The following is a 15,439-nucleotide window of genomic DNA, read 5'->3' as shown; positions in this document are numbered from 1 at the left end:
AACCGCTTTCATCTTAACTTTTATGAAAGCGGTTCAAAACCGATATCTATTCGAATGTTTGCGTACTTTTGTTCGATTTACAGACCGGGGTGTCCATCTGTTCGAATCACGGCGTCTTTTTGTTGTATGCGGTAATAACTAGGCGTCTGACCCGTGCAGCGCTTGAACCATTTGCTGAAATATTTACTGTCGCCCAGCCCTGTCCGCTCCGCAATATCCTGCATCGTCAACTGCGTATCCCGCAGCAATGCCTTGGCAAGCTTAAGCTTCCTTTTATATTGAAAAGCCACAAAGCTGTCGCCAACCGTCTTCTTAAATAGGATCGAGAAATGGCTTCGGCTAAGTCCCACCTGGCTCGCCAAATCGCTAACCGACCAATCCGCTCCAGGGTTCTCATGCAGAAGCTTCACGGCCTTCCAGATCGGTTCAGGCCAGTCCTGAGACGAAATACCATGCAGCTTCTCCACTTCCGCTTCCTTGTGAAGCGCCATGAAGGCCTTGCTTAAATCTTCAGCGTTGCCCAGCGGTCCTCTCTTAGCCCATTTCAGCTTCTCGATTTGGCTTTTCATCTGAACGAGCAGACTGTCCGCAATTTCCTGCTCGTCACCAGGTACAATCCAGTAGCAAAGGTCCTCACCGTAAGGGATGATAACAGGTGCACTGTGGGGCATCCGGCTATTCTCATCCTCATTAAGCTTGACGAGATCCAGGTAAGTACAATCGCATCCACAGGTCTTGATCAGATAAATGTACAAGGGTTCCCTATTCAGCGGCAGCTTCTCCCTAATGAGCTTATCTATTTCGTCAACAAATTTGCTGCTGTGTCCACTCTGCCAGGCAAACAAGAGAGAGCCTAGACGTTCTCCATAGATTTCGCTTGTTTCAGCATCCGCTACGGGAGCAGACGATGTCAGCTCCCTCTGGAACTTCTCCAGCATTCCTTCCAGCTCTTCATCTTCAAAGGCCGTCTTAAGCAGATATCCTGAAGCCCCAAGCTTAATTCCCTGCTGAGCAAATTCGAAGTCACGGTGACAGCTCAGCAGAATAATCCGGGTGTCCTTATCGGCCTCTTTAACTTTGCGTAACAGTTCAATCCCATTCATCTCCGGCATGACGATATCGGTAATCACTATTTGAGGCAGGTGAATCTGATAGGCCTCCCAGGCTTTAAGGCCGTTCGGCGCATCCGCCACCACTTCCATCCCATACTTATGCCAAGGAATTGTAGAGCGAAGTCCTTTTCGCACGATACTCTCATCATCTGCAATTAACACTTTAATGGTCTTGGTTGTCTCCATGCGGACTCTCCTCCTTCTTGGGCCACCGAATTACGATAGTAGTGCCTTCACCTTTCGTAGAATGCACCGTCAAGCCATACTGCTGTCCGAAATGAAGCTTGAACTTCTGATTCGCGTTCTGAACGCCGAGTCCTCCGCGTCTCTGCGGTTTGCTTTCCGGCTTTGCACGCATAAGCGCCTTCAGCTTCTCCTCAGTGATCCCTGCACCGTCATCAGACAATGTTAACAACAGATGCTCGCCTTCCTCCCGTACACTTAACGAAATGTTACCCTCCCCATCTTCAAATCCATGAAAAAAGATGTTCTCGAAGAGCGGCTGAAGGGTCATACGGGGAATTAGATACGGCTTAAGCTCTTCGTCACAGGTCTGTTCATAACTGAATGCGGACCCGTAACGGATCTCTTGTATTTTCAGAAAATGCTCAATCATACGGAGTTCACGTCCTAGTGTGATCAACTCCTGAGAGATATCCAGATTACCTTCGAGCACCATCGTCAGATGATAGAGCATCTGGCGGATATCCTCTGCCCCTTGGAGCCTTGCTTTCCACTGGATAGAATTCAGCGTATTGAAGAGCAAATGTGGATTAATTTGGTAGTGAAATGCCTTAAGCTCGGCCTCCTTCTTCAGCCGCTCACTTTGCTCCACTTCCTGGACAAGGGATTGAATTCCCCCTACCATACGATTGAAACTGGTGTCCAGGCTGCCGAGTTCATCCTTGCCTTCCACCAGGGTCCTCGTGTGTAGCTTGCCAAAGCTGACCTTCTGCATCGAGTCTTTCAGCCTGCGAATTCGAGCTGTGAATTTCGATGAGAATATATAAGCTAGCCCAAAGGCAAGCAGACAAGAAACAATGGCTACAAGTACTGTGTTGGAGCGGATCAGGCTCGAGGAAAAATAAAATGCTTTGGCCGGCAATCTTGCTTCAATCTTCCATCCGTTGGCTGCCAGTGTCCTATTCCACACCACGTCACTACCGTCTGGAGTGAATGGAGAATCTGAATGGTAAACGGGTTGCCCTTCAGAATCAGTTATCGTCAAATGCGCTTTGGTATCTTCTTCAAACATATGGAACATATTTAGAAGAACCTGCGCATTCTCTTCAATTAAGATCGTGCTTCCATGCTGGGTTCCAGCCGGATTATTAATCCGTACAGCGAGCCCCAGTATAGGTTCTCCGGTATCCGAAGCTTCCATGCCATGATTCATAGGATAGAAGCCCAGCCAATAGGGCCCTTTGGATGAATAAGTAAGGGCCCGCCAGGCGGGGATATCATTAAGCTTACTGACATTCAGATTATTCTCTCCATAGTAATAACCAGAGCGGGTAATCAGATAAATACCTCTTGTCAGATCCGTCTTAAGTGATTTAAGCAGCGCCTCGAAGTCATCTTTATCCATAATCTCCTGATACGTAGTTGGAACGTGATCACCTAGTCCCACCCGTGCAGGATCAAGGAGATACGAATAAATTGTTCCTGTCGTCTGATTCATCCGGTTCAAAGCGGAGCTGATCTGCTGATCAAGTTGTGCCACGGTGTTCTCCCCGTATTTCCCGAATTGAGAGTTGATGACTATAGCGGATTGATAATAGTTCAAGGCTCCCAGTGACAGTAGCGGAATAATCGCGACTATAAGAAAGCAAAAGAGCAGCTTAGTCCGGATGCTGAAATAAGAGCGAATAGAGAAGCGATGATATAACTTCTTAAAGAAATGACTCCACATGACTTCTCATCCCCGCCTTATATATTTCATTTTTATAGTTGAAGTGTAGCACGGACTGGCACACTCGGGAATATCTCGGAAAATGGGAAAGCACTTCCCCTCGCGCCGGTCTTGACCAGGAGGAAGTGCCCGTATGTTTTTAAGTTGTATACTCGTGCCCTAGGATTAAGAAGACACTTGAGGTCCAAGTAAACGCCCTGTCGCGAAGCCCTTGACCCGTCAGGGCATCGAAGTTCTCGGCCATGCCACTCTTGTTCAGCATATTGCAGAATCGGCGGGCTACCTCGCTTGCCAGTTCAACATCCCCCGCCGCGGCCACACCTTCCACGAGCAACATGGTTGATGGCGCCCAAATCGGGCCCCGCCAATAGCCATCCGGCATGTAGTAAGGGCTCTTCACACTCTCTGTAGCCCAGCCGTTCGGCGTCAAGAAGCGGCTCTCATCCCGCAGGCCATCCAGCAGTGCGCGCAGGATTGGCTCCGGCAGCCGCTTGCCAAGCAGAATGGGCATGAAGAGCAGCAGGCTGTCGCCGTCGGATGCTTCGTGAGTTCCAGAACGGCAAGCGGTGAACCTTCCATCCTTCCAGAAATGACGCAGCATTTTCTCCAAGGTCTCCTCGCCTAATCGTCTCCATGCGGTGCTTTCGTCGGTAAGCCCCAGAAGCCCGGCAATTTCGGCAAGCAGTTCAATCTGCAAGATTAAAAATGCTGCCAGATCCGGACTCTCCACCGGAATCCCGTTATTAAAGGCAGTACTGTTGTCCCACCCCGAATCGTTTCCATGATTGTACTGTGGTATACCGTCCTTGTCGTTATCCCGGTAATGGAACCACCAGTTCGTCCACTTGCTCAAGGGCCCATATACTTCACGAAGATGGGATTCCTTAATATAATCCGTCCGCTGCATCATCCAGGCCAGCGTCCAGCCATGAATAGGGGGTTTGTTGCAGTTCCAAAGCTCGTACTTGTCGTTGATAAAGTCCGGAATCAGGCCACTCTCATCCTGGCGGTCGAAGAAAATCATAAACTGGTCCCAGGCCAGCTCCGGGTGATGTCTGACCAGAGCCATCGCATTGAAGCAGTGATCCCAGCTCCAAATATTCGTCATCCAGTTCTTCGACATATACATTGCTGGCCGGGTCAAACATCCTTCCGCGGGAACCAGACAGGACCAGGTAATATAAGCCGCCAGTTCACGGCCGTCTTGCCAGCGTTCGGGAACGATCAAGCTGGCACCCAGCCACTGGTCATATTCCTGTTGCACCGCTAGTACCGCTTCCTCCCATGGTGTCCAGGCATCACGCCGTTCCCATACCGTGCGGAATTCTTCCACCGCGAACTCGGCAATTTCCGTACCCGCTTCAGGGATGAACTCCGCCACAATGCGGGAACTTTTGATTTTGTCCCAAGGTACCTCCATCCGAAGAGCCCCGGTTAACCGGGTGAGCATGAACCGGCATTCATGGGTGAAGCTGTTTACTTCCCAACTGCCTGCGCTATGTTCATAAGCATAATCGTAGGCTGAGGTACGGAAGGTTAGGCGGATGCCACATCCTCTGCTCTTGAAACGGACCGTACGGGCATCTGTGATACAGATCTCCGCATAGATATTGTCGGTATCCGTATTCAATCGAAGCAGTGCAGGCTCTGCCTTAGCCTCGTACGGAATATACTGATTACTCTCATCCAGCAGTTCAATTTGAAAAGCTTCACCAAATTTATCATCCCCACCACGCACGGTCCGTAAATAAAGTCCCTCCGCCCTGACATCCGATTCAGGTAGTTCAGAAATAGCCAGAAAGGTGCCTCTTCGGCTGAAGGGTACCGTGTTAAGATTAAAGTTCATATCGTCGGACTCCTTTCCAAAGGAAGTATGCGCTTTCAGTTTATCCAAGGCGTCAGAATTACGAAACAGACAGGTGTTAGCGATGGGGCGTCATATTGTTGGAGTGAGAAGTCTGAGGCGTACACGGGTGTCTTTTTGTTAGATGATCAGGGGTACAAATGTTAGCACGTCTTTGTAAACGAGCATGTCGATAGGGAAACGGCATATGAGTTTGGTAGAAAAAAAGGTTATCCGTAATACCTCATGTAGGCATTAACGGGATAACCTTCTGCTGGTAATTTAATTTAATTTAATGGGATCGAATAAAATAGTCTAGATCCTTTGTTGTTGGTATACCATACAATTTTGTCGCCGCTAACAATAGGGCTGCTTTCTGATAGTACAAAGTTCTTAATCGTTTGGATACCGCCAGTGGTTGCACCCTCTCCATTTATAAGAACATATTTCAGGTCACCCGGATGATTCTCTTTATCAAACTCCTGCCACAGCACCATCATTTTGTCGTCTGTGATTTTTACTAGTTTAGGGATGGACGCGATCAGGTTCGTGCCTACATATTTAGCCAAGGTAATGTGGTTCACTGCTGTGCTAGACAGGTTGGCTTTTGGCAGAACACTAAGAACGATATCTCTCTGATCCTTCTCTAGTCCCACCATCTCATAAGACGTATATTCTTTGACAAGCGAATGGTCAATCGTATTCATAGCGACAATATAGTTCGCCGAAGACATCTCAAATCCGCCTATAGAAACGCCTGTGGTGTTCGCTCCGATTTTGCCGGGAATATTAAACAGGTCTACCTCGTTATAGCTGGTTCCATTTCCTTTATTCAGCACAATCGAACGTGGATAGGCATCACCATGATCCACTAGAACATGCGTAGCACCATCAAACAATACATATTGATCAAAAGAGTGGCTGACATGATTCTTCTGGAATCTTCCCAGATCATTCGTCACTGTCATAGTTTGGGTATTCACGATAATGGTCAGCTGGGATTGATGATTTAGTTTATCTTCTGTCGTGTACCTTGTACGTGAAGTGTGGAATACAAGCGTATCACCAGCCTCGGCCATACTACCAGAGCCAGAATCAAAAGGGCTAACCGTATAACTCTCGCCACCCTTAATGGAGACACTATCTACTCTATTGAAGGTTTTATCATAACGGACAATACGAATCACTTCTTTGCTATCATTCTCTTCGCGATTCTCTTGTCCAAAAGCAATATAGTTATACTTCTCCCCACTATAGAAACCACCAAATATCGGAAGCTCAAAAGGGATACTCTTATTTCCAGTTAGTTCAAACTTCTCATTATATGATTCAATCGTAACTTCCTTATTCGCCTCAAGGACACTTACAGTCCCGTCATTATTATTCACGAGATAGGAAGTGGCCGTACTTTTCCATCTGGGAAAATAAGAAGATACAGCGTTACTTTCGGTTTTCACCGCCGTCTTTACCCGGTAAGCATGATCTGGAACTTTTGAGAACAAGGATATTCGATCAGACTGAACGTCATATTCAATATCGAATGGAATTTTCCCCGCCAAATCTCGCAACTGAACATAGTTATTCTCGTCAATATTGTACGCCGTAATCGACTGTAGCTGTCCGTTCACTAGCACTTTAGAGGTCGACAGCGTAGCTGAATAATTTCTATTGCGACTATAGTAGTTGCTGCTAGCTTTCTTTTCGGGAGTATAGGCTTGCCCGGTTATGATCTCTATTGCATTGTTTGCTTTATTCCAAGTGATATCAAATTGACTGGCTGTTCCCGAGAAATACTCCGCTACATCGCGCAGCCGGAAATAATTGTTGTTCGAGATATTGAATCCGTTCAGATCCCTTTGTTCTCCGTCAAAATATGTACTGCTCTCGGTTACCTTAGCCTTCACCGTACTGCTCGCAAAGGTTGTAGTGCCTAGCGCTGGTATAACCAGTAATACAATTAGCAAAACACTAAAAATCCTCTTCATCCAACTTTTCCCCCATTTATATATAAATAAAAATACTATAATTTTTATCGGTATTTTATTCCTATTCCTCCACCTCATAACTTACAAACGCCAAGCGCTTACTATCCGGAGACCACGAATTCACGTTAATCGTACCTTGTCCTCCAAACAATTGTACTAGTGTGCGATAATCTCCTCCCGTGCTTGCCATCAATCGAATCTCAACATCCTTATTCGCAGGGTGATCGCCAGGATCTACATCTCCTTTGCGGTAACTCAGGTAGGCTATCGTCTGACCATCTGGCGATACATGCGGGAACCAGTTATTACTCTCATCAAAAGTCATCTGTGTTTGCTCAGTGCCATCGGCATTCATTCGCCATATCTGCATCAGCCCTGTACGCACCGAGTTGAACCATATATGTCCCCCATCTGGTGAATATTCAGGCCCATCATCCAGCCCAGGCGAATCCGTCAGTTGTACCTCTACTCCCCCGTCTACTGGAATGGTATAAATATCATACTGACCATTGCGCTCTGCACAGTAAGCTAACTCAGCACCGTTTGGAGACCAACCATGTAAATAACTTGGAGCATTCGGTGTAACTAGAACCGGTTCGCCACCCTCCATGGGAAGAGTATATATACGAGATTTACCATCTTCTTTTGTATGATGACTAATTGCGATCTTGGTGTTGTCAAAAGACAGAACATGATCGTTATTACATTCCGTAGCAAATCCCGAATCAATACGAATGCTCTCACCGATTGCGATGTCGAACGAATAGAGACAACCTCGACTATTATAAATAAGACGCTTACCATCGCTAGTCCAATTGGGTGCCTCGATTAAATAATCAAATGAGCGGAGCGCAGTACGCTCCCCAGTCTGTACATCTACGATTTCTAATGTGCTAATCACTTTCATTGTCCTCTCTCCCATCGTTAAAATATGTACATAACCCACTTCGACAGCTATTCTTAATCCCCTTTCTTCTGGTCGTACTATTGTATAAGAAAAAAGATCCGCCTCGAAGAGTTCACTCCTCAAGGCAGATCCATACTCATCTTATAAACGTCCAGCCGCTTTTACTTTTACCAGCAAGGCATTGCCCGGCAAGTATGCAATCGGAATATCCTCAGACAATACGATCTGAACGGTATTGCGATCTGCACCGGCTAGAACAGCTTGCTCTATTGCATGGCTGCGGGCATCTTCCTTAGCTTCATCATAAGACATTTCGTCCAGGGAATAAATGCGCTCTGTCTCCCCGCTCACCTCACCTAACGCAGCGCCAATCGCATTCGCAGCATCATAGTGATCCGGTCTCACAATCCGTGATACACCTTCAAGCTTGTCTGCCACAAGAATACTTCCGCCACCGACCAAAATGACGTCAACAGGATCTGAGCTTGTCTTCATTCGATCAATCGCTTCCTCGATATCCCGCGTAATGATCTCATCTGCTCTCTTGCAGATCGATTCATCAAGCACCTCTGTCTGCGCATCTTTCCACTCGTATCGATTAAGCTTCACCGCCACATCGGTTGCTGTGAGCGTATCACCACCAAAGATGAGGCCGCGCTTCAATAGCTCGTACCCCACGCTATCCGGACCCACTGTTACCTGATCCTGCGTTTCATCTAAGCGAACGATTGTACCGCCGCCGATCCCGATCGATAAGATATCCGGCATGCGGAAGTTCGTGCGAATGCCGCCAATCTCAACCGCAGCGGAGGATTGACGCGGGAAGCCTTGCATCAAGACGCCGATATCTGTCGTGGTGCCACCAATATCAACAACAAGTGCATCATTCAGACCTGACAAGTGTGCCGCACCCCGAATGGAATTCGTCGGACCGCAAGCAATCGTCAGAATCGGGTAACGAAGCGCATATTCACTGTACATCAGTGTTCCATCGTTCTGACAGATGTATAGGCTCGCGTCAATTCCATAAGTGTGAAGCGCCTCTTCGAAGCCCTTTACGACTCCAGCAATAACGTTAAGTAATGCGCCGTTCAGCAACGACGCGTTCTCACGCTCGAGCAATCCAATACTTCCAATCTCATGAGACAACGTCACAGGCATATCTGCGCCAAGTACTTGCTTCGCAAGTTCTTCGACACGTTTCTCCTGAGAGGTATTCACTGGGGAGAACACACCACAGATCGCAACCGCTTCGACTTCACCCTTCATTTTCAAAAAGCAGTCTAGAATCTCTTCTTCATCCATTTCAACAATCGTGCGGCCATCATACTCATATCCACCATGAACAACATAAGCATGTGGGCAAACCGTTGCCTTAAGTGTATCGTCCCAATCCGCAAGTGGAGGAACCGCAGTTGTTGCCGGTGCCCCGATTCGAATCAAGCCGACTTTCCCCAAGTGCTTGCGCTCTACAATAGCATTCGTACAGTGCGTAGTTCCGAGCATTGCATAACGAATCTGCGCCGGATTCACACTACTCTCTGCTAACAAACGACGGATGGATTCAGTAATGCCTTCATTTACATCACGTGTGGTATGCACTTTTATCGTATGAATGGTGTTTAACTTGGAGTCGAGCAAGGCTGCATCTGTATTTGTCCCGCCGACATCAATCCCAATGCGGTATATTTCTTCCATGTTGTCTACATTCGTATGAGACATTACTCTGCTCCCCCTTTCTCTGCTGCCAATTGTTCAATTGGAACATAAGGTGCATCATAGCCAAAATATTGTGGACCTACCGTCTCGAGGCCCTTTGGTGAACGCCATTTCGGATCACAAGGGAAACCAACCACACTCACCCGGGCACCGTATTTCAAATTCTCAGTCGTGATTGGCATACCGGTATCCTGGTCAAGCACAGAGATCAGGTCAGGAGTAATAGCAATTGAATGTCCATCTTCTGTGGCAAGAAGGAACTCATTCTGGAAGAACAAAGTCATCGTACGTCCCTTTTTAGCATCTGTACCTTCGAAGATCGCTTCACCGCGTGTAAATCCGCCTTCTGTACGACGGCGAATGTCTACTGCCTTCCCCTGGAACAACGCATATCCATTCAGCTGCTTCAGCAGCATTTCAATTGGATTCTGCTTCAATTCCTTGGACTCGAACAATGTTTTTCCGATTTCATACGCAAGCGTCAAGGTATGTGGAATTGCACTTTGCTTTACCTGCGCTCCAGTTACCGGATAATCACAAATCGAAGCTGATCCGCCCATTTGAATCGTAACCGCACGCGCCATCCGCTCTTCCCAAACACCGTCGATCGCATGCATAAGCACACCGTTGCCGCGTTCATCTGCCATCGTAATCGGACTGCAGTCAATACCGTCCAAGTAGAACGTCACCATTTGCGATTCTGGAAAAGCCCGTCCCATGGCATCCGCATCTACGATAGGAATATTGCGTTCCGCAGCCGTAATTACAGGAACCAGAGAGTTACCGCCACCAACCTCAATCGGCATAATGGCGCTCACCTTGCGTCCAAGCTCTTTCTCAATCATATCCAAGGGCTTGATCATTTGCTGAATCGAAGGAATCTTCTCATTCATAACCGTAGGTGCTCCAATCATGGATATAGGAACAACCAATGCATCGTCCTCCAGATCCTCAGGACTTACTAAACGAACAGGACCATATTTGCGAATGGCTTCCATCGCCATCAATTTACCAATATGCGGGTCACCGCCCCCGCCTGTTCCAAGAACGGCTGCACCAACAGCAATGTATTGCACCGCTTGTTCATTTAATTCTGTTAGTTTGTGATTTCTCATGTTGTTATCCCTTCTTTGTCATGATTTTGCCGATAATCCACTGCACAATAAAGGCGAACATAAACGCATCTAATGCCGGAACGCTCGTGATTTGGAACCATCCAAATCCATCTGGCGCTGCGGTTGTCATAAAAGCGAACAACGTAGCTGCAACCCATACCGCTAAGGAGCGAATCACCCAGTTTTTGTTGCGATCCAAACCTTCAAAAGTGAATTTTTTTCGATCTACAAGCAAAAATTCGGACGTGTAGATCCCCCCGATTGGAGAGACAAACACCGTAATAATATTTAGGAAAGATAAAAACTTATCATAGATGCCAAGTACGGCAAGCAACGTAGCAAAGATACCTGCCACAATAGTAATTAGCTTTTTCGGAACCTTTTGGAACACGACAGAGAACCCTAGCGAAGCAGAATATAAATTGTTCGTGTTTGTCGTCCATTGGGCAAGGGTTAAGACGATAATGGCTGGAAGCCCAAGTCCTAGCGCAATGAAAATATTCGTCAGATCATCTGTGTCCATAATTCGAGATAGAAAAATAGCTACAATCGTCATGAAGCTGTTACCCACAAAGAAGCCGATAAAGGCCGCGGTTATAGCATGCTTGGGTGTGCGCGCCCAACGAGCGATATCCGGTGAAAGCACCGTGCCGACAATAAAGATACCAATAACAAGCGAGATCGCTGTCCCCATCGGGATCGCTGCTCCGCTAATCGGTTCCCACACGGCTGAAGCTCCTTTGGTGTGAAACGCGGAATAAATAGCCACACCGATAAACAAAATAAGCAATGGTACGGACCAGGTGCTTAGTCGTTCAATAGATTGATATCCCCAAATAGCTGTCGACATCATCAAAAGCCCACCTATGAATGAAAGCACCCCTAAGGACAGATGAATATCCCATAATTGACTAAAAGCAGTCTGCATATTCGAAGCGAAGAACCCGACCTGCACCCCAAACCAACCGAGTGAGAAAATACCGAGGATAACTGCTACGACACGCGCACCCACATTTCCGAATAGAAACCGAGAGATCATCGATGTCGATAACCCTGTTTTCGCCCCTACATACGCACATAACGCTCCGATCACCCCTAGGATTAACGAACCGATTATTGTTGCTGTGAGTGAATCCGTCAGATTCATTCCATTGCCAAGCTGAGCACCCAAGAACATCGCTGATAGGTCAATCCCGATGGCGATCCAGACGAGCGACATAGATAGCCATTTTTTACGCAAATGCGCTGGAACCGGCTCTCTCTCAAAATCCCCCGAGCTGAGCTCGTTCCCCTTTACTTCACTTACTTCTGCCATTCTCCCCATCCCCTTGTTGTTATCTTCTTCTGTAGCGCTATGAGGACGCACCCTTCCAATACATTTCAAACGCATGGTTCAGCTTACGCTCATAAATTCCCTTAGAAGTGTAATAGAAATACTGCATGCTTAATCCATCCATCAAGTTGAGAAAAGCATCTGTGAGAAGCTGCACGGATTGATCGCGAATTACGCCCTCTTCCATCCCTTTTGAGATGAATTGTTCAATGATCTTCGTCAGCATCGCGTCGGACTCTAGGAATGCTTCCTCAATCGTTTCCTTTAAGAATGCCGGTGGGAAGACCACATACCTCAGTACAATTTTGCTTGCTTCAGGACTCTTCTGATAGAACTCATACTGTCTAGATAATATGCCTCGTAGACTTTCCTGCGCACTCAGTACTTTCTGCTCTTCCGATAGTTCTTGAATATAAGTGTTATAGGACTGCATAGCCTCACGAAAGACCGTCATAAACAAATCCTCTTTATTCTCAAAAAAGGCATAGATCGCCGGAGTCTTCACACCAACTTCCTTCGCAATTTCAGAGAGAGCCGTACCCTCGTAACCCTTCTCTCCGAATAGTCGCATCGCTACTTCTTTCAACTTGTTTTTGGTCAAGACATTCCACATCCCTTACTTACTTAATTAACGTTAATTAAAAAACACTATACATCTTTATGCATAATAATTCAATGTTTTTCATAAAAAATAGCCATCAATACATACAAAAAAGCCGACCAACATCAGGATAATCCCTGAATTATGATCAGCTGAATTGTGAACTGGGTTTACTTTAGATACAAAGTTGTTAATGTAATCTTTCATCAAACATGAGTTGAATCTGAATACCAAAGGGATCTTCAATGATACCGTAGGCTTTACTAAACACATTACTAGATAAAGGAGCAATAATTTTTACGCGCTCATCCGTGATTAAGCTTTTATAGAAACCTTCAATTTCCTCTAAGTTAGCACTTTGAATACATAATGAAGTGTTATTACCCACTGTATATTTCTCATTCGTATTCATTGTATCTTCTGCTATCATTATTTTTGTTTTTCCGATTAACAGGACAGAGTGAGTAATATAATTCTTATTTTCATCCGTAAGCTGTATGGAGCTGTCACGTTCTGCTAGTTGTTGATAGGTAACACGTAACAATTCCTCTGCATTAAAATGCTTTTTGTAAAATTCTATAGCTTCCTTGGCCCTTCCCTTCATTGATAAGAAAATAGCTACTTCTAGTGTTGTACTCATAGTGTAAATCTCCTTCGTATATTTGATATGTGATCCTAAACTTATTATCATATATAAAGGTATCAAAACATGACACCTTAATAAGGAGCTTTATATATGAAGAAATCAGAACGATTAAATGACATGATGAGATACTTAAACGGGCGAGAGTTTTTTAATCTAAGTGACCTTATGGAGAAATACAATATTTCAAAAAGCACAGCGCTACGTGATATTAGTTCATTAGAAGAATTGGGTATGCCTATTTTCGCGGAACATGGAAGACACGGACGTTATGGTATTTTGAAAAATAGATTGTTATCCCCTATTATTTTCACGATAGATGAAGTCTATGCACTGTACTTTGCTATGCTGACGCTAGAATCTTATCAATCTACACCTTTTCATTTAAGTGTTAACAAGCTAAACGAAAAGTTCGAGCACTGTCTATCGAGTACACAAATCATCCAGATTCATAAAATGAAAAAAGTTCTACAATTCGAAATGTATCAGCATAAGCATGTCAGTCGTTTTTTAGATAAAATCCTGGCAAGTATTCTAAATGAATGTGCCTGTACCATTGAATACACAAAAAATAACCAGACAAAAAGCTACCCTGTACAATTCTTCAGAATTTCCGCGAAGTTTGGTCAATGGTATGCTACTGGAATAGAGTTAAATACGAATACATATAGGGTGCTTAGATGTGATCGAATAACCTTCATTGAAGAAGAGGAACGCACAGCCCGCTATTCTATAGAAGAACTTCTTAGTCGTTCCTTAGAATTTTATCAATCCGAGAACAGTATTCACTTTGAAGTTGAGATTGCGGAGCAAGCTAAGGATATTTTTTATAAAGAGCATTATCCCTCTATGAAAATAGAAGCTGGCCCGAAAACAGTCATAAAGGGATTCTATAATCTAGGCGAAGAAGAATTTCTAGCTAATTATTTCATGAGATATGGTCAATATGTTAGAGCGGTGAAGCCTGAAGGCTTGAAACAAATAATTCAGGATAAAATAGAGAATCTCTTACATCATTATCAAAAATTATAAATTGGAAAAAGAAAAGAGGGGCCTACGCCCCTCTTTTTTGTATGAATTATGATTTTATTTTTCCAATGGATAGACTCACTCGATAATTGCCATGCTTCAAAAGTTGTGCCAGAAATGACTCAAGCTCCTCATTCGTAGCAAAATGTCCAGTTAACACATAACATCCTTCTCCGCTAATTCGATGCACTTCGGAAATAGCTTCCTCCTCCATCACGAACTTCTGGAATAAAGGATGATTGGTTGATTCCACAAAAAATGTAATAAAGGCCGTGATAGAAAGACCTAGCTTTGCTTTATTAGTAACGATCGTATATTGTTCGATAACCCCTAAATCTTCTAAACGCCTAATGCGATTTCCGACCGCTTGGCCGGTCATATGTATCTTTTGGCCAATGTCCTTCCACTGAATTCTGGAGTTTTCTTTTAGTAATGCTAGTATCGCAAAATCGATATGATCAAAAATAAAAATCAATCCTTTCGTCATGAAAGCAAATGGACATATAGCGTTTCGCCAACTTATTCAGCATTTAAGCATGAATATCTATACTTAGTTATATCCTGATTCACTAGTTAGTAGCCATTGAAACAGTGATAACTAAAACACTTCAAAGGAGGCCCAAGAATGCTATTACAAGAAATTTTGGAGTATAACGATCAGTTCGTAGAAGACAAGGAGTATCTACCTTATGAGGGAACGAAATTCCCTAAAAAACGCATGATTGTCGTAACGTGTATGGATGCGCGACTGATTGAACTGCTGCCTAAAGCCCTAAATATACACAATGGGGATGCCAAAGTCATCAAAACAGCAGGTGGAACGATTACCCATGCATTTGGAAGCATCATGCGCAGTATCGTAACGGCTGTCTACGAACTGAATGCGGAAGAAATTTATATCATCGGTCACCATAATTGTGGCATGAGTCAAAGCAACCCTGAAGGAACACTTCAAAAAATAATGGATCGCGGAGTCGCGACACCAGAAATTCTTTCTTCACTTGAATATGCAGGTATCGATCTTCATAAATGGTTGTTCGGCTTTACGAATGTCGTAGATTCGATTAAAGGAAACATAGATCTGGTGCGAAATCATCCGCTCATTCCGAAAGAGGTAGCTGTTCATGGTCTGGTGATAGCACCAGACACTGGTAAACTCGATCTGATTGTAAATGGATATGAACAATTAACAGGCCACGACAAGCACTAAGCGATACTCATTATACTAAACTAAAGGGAG

The 15,439-nt window shown here is 45.0% G+C and carries 13 protein-coding genes; 2 read left to right on the top strand and 11 right to left on the bottom strand.

Going from position 1 to position 15,439, the window contains the following annotated elements; all coding sequences use genetic code 11:
• Nucleotides 1-77 precede the first annotated feature (77 nt).
• The 10 genes from NST34_RS03860 to NST34_RS03815 form a co-directional block, all read right to left on the bottom strand.
• Complete coding sequence (locus NST34_RS03860) at nucleotides 78-1,298, bottom strand: response regulator transcription factor (protein WP_341127197.1); 1,221 nt, start codon at nucleotides 1,296-1,298, stop codon at nucleotides 78-80.
• Nucleotides 1,276-3,024 (bottom strand): sensor histidine kinase, encoded by a 1,749-nt coding sequence (locus tag NST34_RS03855; RefSeq protein WP_341127196.1) that lies wholly within the window; start codon nucleotides 3,022-3,024, stop codon nucleotides 1,276-1,278. The genes NST34_RS03860 and NST34_RS03855 overlap by 23 nt, the downstream gene beginning before the upstream one ends.
• Nucleotides 3,025-3,163: 139 nt before the next feature.
• Nucleotides 3,164-4,870 carry an amylo-alpha-1,6-glucosidase gene (locus NST34_RS03850; protein ID WP_341127195.1) on the bottom strand — a complete coding sequence of 569 codons (1,707 nt, stop codon included), beginning with the start codon at nucleotides 4,868-4,870 and terminating at the stop codon, nucleotides 3,164-3,166.
• A 284-nt stretch (nucleotides 4,871-5,154) separates the two neighbouring features.
• Nucleotides 5,155-6,852: a hypothetical protein gene (locus tag NST34_RS03845; protein WP_341127194.1), complete on the bottom strand. Its 1,698-nt coding sequence runs from the start codon at nucleotides 6,850-6,852 to the stop codon at nucleotides 5,155-5,157.
• A gap of 61 nt (nucleotides 6,853-6,913) precedes the next feature.
• Nucleotides 6,914-7,759 (bottom strand): TolB family protein, encoded by an 846-nt coding sequence (locus tag NST34_RS03840; RefSeq protein ID WP_341127193.1) that lies wholly within the window; start codon nucleotides 7,757-7,759, stop codon nucleotides 6,914-6,916.
• Nucleotides 7,760-7,900: 141 nt separating this feature from the next.
• Entirely contained in the window at nucleotides 7,901-9,481 is a 1,581-nt protein-coding gene (locus NST34_RS03835) for a hydantoinase/oxoprolinase family protein (protein WP_341127192.1), read from the bottom strand.
• Complete coding sequence (locus NST34_RS03830) at nucleotides 9,481-10,593, bottom strand: DUF917 domain-containing protein (protein WP_038568756.1); 1,113 nt, start codon at nucleotides 10,591-10,593, stop codon at nucleotides 9,481-9,483. The genes NST34_RS03835 and NST34_RS03830 overlap by 1 nt, the downstream gene beginning before the upstream one ends.
• A gap of 4 nt (nucleotides 10,594-10,597) precedes the next feature.
• A complete protein-coding gene (locus NST34_RS03825) occupies nucleotides 10,598-11,908 on the bottom strand; it encodes a cytosine permease (protein ID WP_341127191.1) in 1,311 nt (436 codons plus the stop codon).
• 37 nt (nucleotides 11,909-11,945) lie between these two features.
• Nucleotides 11,946-12,527, bottom strand: a complete 582-nt coding sequence (locus NST34_RS03820; RefSeq protein WP_341127190.1) for a TetR/AcrR family transcriptional regulator — start codon at nucleotides 12,525-12,527, stop codon at nucleotides 11,946-11,948.
• 190 nt (nucleotides 12,528-12,717) lie between these two features.
• Nucleotides 12,718-13,167 (bottom strand): VOC family protein, encoded by a 450-nt coding sequence (locus NST34_RS03815; RefSeq protein ID WP_341127189.1) that lies wholly within the window; start codon nucleotides 13,165-13,167, stop codon nucleotides 12,718-12,720.
• Between the two features lie 96 nt (nucleotides 13,168-13,263).
• Here NST34_RS03815 and NST34_RS03810 point away from each other — a divergent pair, with 96 nt between their 5' ends.
• Entirely contained in the window at nucleotides 13,264-14,202 is a 939-nt protein-coding gene (locus NST34_RS03810) for a helix-turn-helix transcriptional regulator (protein ID WP_341127188.1), read from the top strand.
• A gap of 46 nt (nucleotides 14,203-14,248) precedes the next feature.
• Here the strand turns inward: NST34_RS03810 and NST34_RS03805 are convergent, their stop codons facing one another.
• Nucleotides 14,249-14,686 (bottom strand): Lrp/AsnC family transcriptional regulator, encoded by a 438-nt coding sequence (locus tag NST34_RS03805; protein ID WP_341127187.1) that lies wholly within the window; start codon nucleotides 14,684-14,686, stop codon nucleotides 14,249-14,251.
• A 138-nt stretch (nucleotides 14,687-14,824) separates the two neighbouring features.
• Between NST34_RS03805 and NST34_RS03800 the strand changes: the two genes are divergently transcribed.
• A complete protein-coding gene (locus NST34_RS03800; protein WP_076300290.1) occupies nucleotides 14,825-15,409 on the top strand; it encodes a beta-class carbonic anhydrase in 585 nt (194 codons plus the stop codon).
• The last annotated feature ends 30 nt before the right edge of the window (nucleotides 15,410-15,439 follow it).

This window comes from Paenibacillus sp. FSL H7-0714, assembly GCF_038003765.1.
Classification (GTDB): Bacteria; Bacillota; Bacilli; order Paenibacillales; family Paenibacillaceae; genus Paenibacillus_AQ.
This window is presented reverse-complemented; position numbering and strand designations above follow the sequence as displayed.